This is a genomic window from Kribbella sp. (genome assembly GCF_035655035.1).
Taxonomy (GTDB): Bacteria; Actinomycetota; Actinomycetes; order Propionibacteriales; family Kribbellaceae; genus Kribbella.
In genome coordinates, this window is record NZ_DASRVN010000723.1 from 1 (window position 1) to 4,905 (window position 4,905).

Genomic DNA, 4,905 nt, shown 5'->3' on the forward strand with positions numbered 1-4,905 from the left:
CGCCGTCGGCAGGCTGTCGGTCGCCGTGACCGCAGTAGCGTCGGACGGGCCGTGGTTGACGACAGTCAGGCGGTAGGTCACTCCCCCGCCGGCTATTACGGTCGAGTCGTCGCTGGTCTTGATCACCTCGACGTCGGCAACGTGCCCGACCTCGGTCGTCACCTCGGTCTTGTTGTTCGACGGGTCCGGGTCCCTCGTCGTACTGGTCACCGACGCGCCGTTGGTGACGGCCGCGGTCTGCGACGCCGCGACGGCTACCCGGATGATGACGACCGCGGTACCGCCGGCACCAACGGCACCGAGTGCACAGGTCACGGTGGCGTTGGCCGTCGTACAGGTGCCGTCAGCGCTCGTTGCCTCCAGCACCGACAGACCGCTTGGCACGGCGTCGGTTACGGACACCCTTTGTGCCGTGGACGGCCCGGCGTTGTGCACGGTCAGCGTGTAGAGGGCCTCACCACCAGCCACGAGCGGGGACGGCTTCACGGTCTTGGTGATTGACAGGTCCGCAGCAGTGGTCAGCTTGGTCTCTGCCGTGCTGCTGTTGTTGCTGTCATTAGGGTCTGGTGTCTGCGAGCTCACCGTGGCCTTGTTGGACAGTGTCCCGGCCGGCTGGTCTGGTGAGACCTTGACGACCACAGTGATCGTCGTACCGTCACCAGGCGCCAGTCGGCCGATCTCGCAGCTGACCACCGAGTCCTCGTGCGTACAGCCGGCAGCGCTGACGAACGTCGTACCTGCCGGAAGCTGGTCGGTCACGACAGCTCCCACAGCGTCCGACGGGCCGGCGTTGTGGACGGCCAGCGTGTAGGTCAGCTCGTCACCCGCGACCGCCGTTGCCGGCGCGGTCTTGACGACGGACAGGTCCGCCTCAGCCCGTACAGTCGGCGTACTGGTCGACGTGTTGTCCGACTTCGTCGGATCCGTGGGGGTCCCAGAGGTCGCTGTTGCGGTGTTGACGAGCTCTCCCGGCGCGGTGTTCGCAGCAACGGTTCCTGTCACCGTGACGACGAAGCTGTCCCCTGCTGCGAGTGTTGCGGCCAGACAGCGCACCTGCCCGTTGATCGCAGTACAGGTCGCCCCACCGGTCGCGGTCGCCGTCACACCGGTCACCGCGTTCGGTACGTCGTCAACGACCCGGACCGCTTGCGCGTCTGACGGCCCTGTGTTGCGTACGGTCAACTTGTACGTGATCGGCTTGCCTGCGACCACGGGGTCCGGTGAGGCCGTCTTGGTGATGGTGATGTTCGCCTGCGCACCAGTCGTGATCGTGTACGTCGCCTGGTTGTTGCTGTCGACAGGGTCCGGCGTCGGGGACGAAACAGTCGCAGTGTTCTTCAGATCGTTCGGCGGGGTGCCGGATGGGACGTTGGCGACCACCGTCACCGTGACGGTGTCTCCTGGCGCCACCGTGCCGACAGCACACGTGACGGTGCCGCTGGCCTCGGTGCAGGTGCCGGCTGAGCTCTTCGACGACACGTACTGCAGTGGCGCCGGTACGGGGTCGGTTACCGTCGCGGACTGCGCAGCGGACGGCCCGTTGTTCGTCACGGTCAGCGTGTAGGTGACCGGCTGTCCTGCGTGCACCGGGACCGGCTGCGCGGTCTTCGTGATCGCCAGGTCGGCGCTGGTCTTGACGGTGTGCGTCGTACGTCCGGTGTTGTTGCTGGTGTCCGGGTCCGGCGTCGTGCTCTCGGCACTCGCGGAGTTCGTCAGCTCGCCGAGCGCCTTCGGCGACACGATCCCTGTCACGGTGACGATCGCGGTCTGGCCGACCGGCAGATCGCCGAGCGGACACGTGACCTGCCCCGAACTGACGGTGCAGGAGCCCGCGGAGGTGTCCGCGGTGACATCGGTGAGTGCCGACGGTACGTCGTCACTCAGGTGGACCGCCTGCGCGTCCGACGGGCCGGTGTTGTGCACCTTGATCTGGTAGGTGATCGGCTCGCCCGCGACGACCGGCTTGGTCACTGTCGTCTTCGTGACGACCACGTCCGCCTTCGGCGCCGCCGGGGTGATCGTGACGGAGTCGCTGTTGTTCGACTCGTTCGGGTCCGGGGTGTCGCTGACGGTCTTCGCGGTGTTCGTCAGCGCGCCGCCCTGGTAGCCGGAGTCGAGCGTGGCCGCGATCCGTACGGCGACACTCGCACCGGCCGCGAGCCGTGGCAGGGAGCAGTTCACGTCCCGCGCCGCCGTCGTACAAGAGGCCGTGGACTGTACGCCGGTGATCGTGAAGCCGGCCGGGACCGCGTCGGCGATCCGGACCTGCTCCGCGTCGGACGGGCCGTTGTTCTTGACGGCGAGCGTGAACACGACGGACTCACCCGGCGCCGGGGCCGCCGGTTCCACGGACTTCACGAGCGCGAGGTCCGCCGTACGGGTGACGTCGGTGGTGACGGAGGACGTGTTGTTGTCCGGGTTCGGGTCGGAGGTGGAGCTGGTGACCGTCGCGACGTTGGTGAGGCTGGTCGCGGTAGTTGCCGACGGCACGCGTACCACCACGGTGATCGTTGCCGTCGCCCCGTTGTCGATGGTGCCCAGCGAGCAGGTGGTCGACGTACAGGAACCCTGGCTGGGTTTGGCGGAGACCAGTTCGACACCGTCCGGGAGGGTGTCGGTGACGGTGACGTCCTGGGCCGGGCTCGGACCGTTGTTGCGGGCAACCAACGTGTAGGTGACCTCGCCGCCTGCCGCGACCGGGTCCGGCTTGGCGGTCTTCGTGATCGAGACGTCCGCCTCGGCCGCGACGGGAGTGTGCACCTCGTCGGTGCGGTAGGTGTACTCCTTGTTCAGCGTCTCCGCCGTGTAGTCGAGCAGCCCGACGTTGTCGAGCGTCGTACCCGCCGCGGCCTTGTCGACGGTCACCCGGAAGCGCACCGTCGTACTCTGGTCCTTCGTCAGCCGGCCGCCGGTGGTCGCGTTCGCACCGGTGCCGACGCGGAACCGGACGGTGCGCCCGCTGTGGTCCGCCTGGTCGTCGCCCGCCTGGTCAGTCTTCGCGCCGGCGCCCGCACCGGACACGATCGACAGCGAGCCCGGGACGTACGTCGTGTTCGCCGGCAGCTCGTCGGGGACCGCGGACCGGAGCGCGTCGTCGTCCCCGGTGTTGCTGAAGCTCAGCGTGTATTCGAGGGTGTCACCAACCTTCGCGGGCGTGTTCCCCTCGAGGTCCCGGACCGTCTTGCTGCCGACGATGGTCGGCGCGTACAGGTCGATCTGGGTGGTCAGCGCGGCCGGGTAGTACACGTCACCGGTGCTCGCGAAGGTCAGCTCGGCGCTGGTCGCATTGTTCGGCAGGATGCCGGCCGCGTCCACCACCTTCGCGTCCATCCCGAGGTTGTTCACACTGGCCGGCGTCCGGTCGGCGAGGTTCGCGCCGCCGTCGGTGATCCGGCTGCCGTAGAAGTTCGCCGACGGGTTCTGCGCGTCCGCGAGCCGGGTGCCGTTGACCGCGAAGTAGTCGCCGGTGATGCCCGCGTCGCCCTCGTACGTGACGCTGCCGAAGCGCGCGTTGACCGCCCCGCTCGGCGGCGCGAGGAACCCGGAGATGCTGGTCCGCACCGGCTCGCCGCTGGACACCTTCGCGTACCCGTTGAAGACGCTCAGGTCGCGCAGCGGCTCGTCGGCCTGCTGGTACGCGATCACCAGGCTCCACCCGGCGTACCGGTCGGCACCGGTCCCGGTCGGCACGTCGGCGCCCCAGTACTCACCGTTGCCCCCGGCCCGTACCAGGTCGGTGACGTCGAGGTAGGACGAGTAGTCGTTCTTCGAGCCGGTGTTCAGGTAGTCGGTCCGGTCCGCCTTCACGGTCTGGTACGTCGATTTGCCCGGCAGGCGCAGGCGCATCGTCGTACCGTCGTCGCTGGTGCTGGTGCCGCCACGACCGGCGCCGCGGGCCGCGCCCCAGAACAGGCCGGCGTACAGCACCTGGGCACCGTTGGGCAGGGCAACGGTCGCGCCCGAGGACGACTTCGTCGACGGATCGGAGTCCAGGTCGAGGGGCTCCATGGTCCAGTCGTTGTTGTTCGCCTTGGTCCGGCCGCCGGCCAGTGCGGCGCGGCAGTCGGCGTCCGAGCGGTTACACGTCAGGAGGCTGTTCCCGGTGATCCGGACGGCGCCGTTCGTCTGTGCGCCGAACACCTTCCCGAAGTCCCGCACGGTGTCCGCCCGGGCAGTTGCCGGTAGCACCAATCCGGTCGTGACCACGAGTACGAACCCCAACAACATCCGCAGGCCACGAACGGCCATCCGAACTCCCCGTTCTGTTCAGCAGTCGCCAGGCAGGCATACCATATGGCGGACTCAATGTAGCTGATTGACTACATAGTGTGCGGGAGGAGTTGTCGGTCGGCTGATCGCACGGTGGTGGTGCCGCCGGTGGATCGCACCGCCGAGTGGAGCGGGACAGCCGGTGGATCGCACCACCGGTTGGAGTGGGACAGCCGGTGGACCGCACAGCCAGGCGGAGCGGGACAGCCCGTGGATCGCGCAGCCGGGTGGGATGGGACAGCCGGTCGATCGGACCGCCAGGTGGGATGAGACAGCCGGTGGGCCGCACCACCGGTTGGAGTGGGACAGCCGGTGGATCGCGCAGCCGGGTGGAGCGGGACAGCCCGTGGATCGCGCAGCCGGTGGACTGCACATCCAGGCGGAGCGGGACAGCCGGCCGATCGCACAGCCAGGCGGAGCGGGGCAGTCGGCCGATCGCACAGCCAGGTGGGATGAGACAGCCGGCGGACCGCACCACCGGTTGGAGTGGGACAGCCGGTGGACCGCACGGCCGGGTGGGATGTGTGCTGCGTCCCGCTCCCCCGTCCGTGACGGGCCCGCCGTACACCTCCGGGGGGTGGGCGGGAAATCCACCTCCCGCTCGCGCAACCACCTCGCACCTCACCACCTACAGGG

The 4,905-nt window shown here is 68.7% G+C and carries 1 protein-coding gene; it reads right to left on the reverse strand.

Annotation, left to right across the window (positions count from 1 at the left end):
- Positions 1–4,248: DUF7507 domain-containing protein (locus VFF46_RS37340; protein WP_325041990.1), on the reverse strand; the 4,248-nt coding region annotated here is incomplete at its 3' end.
- Between the last annotated feature and the right edge of the window lie 657 nt (positions 4,249–4,905).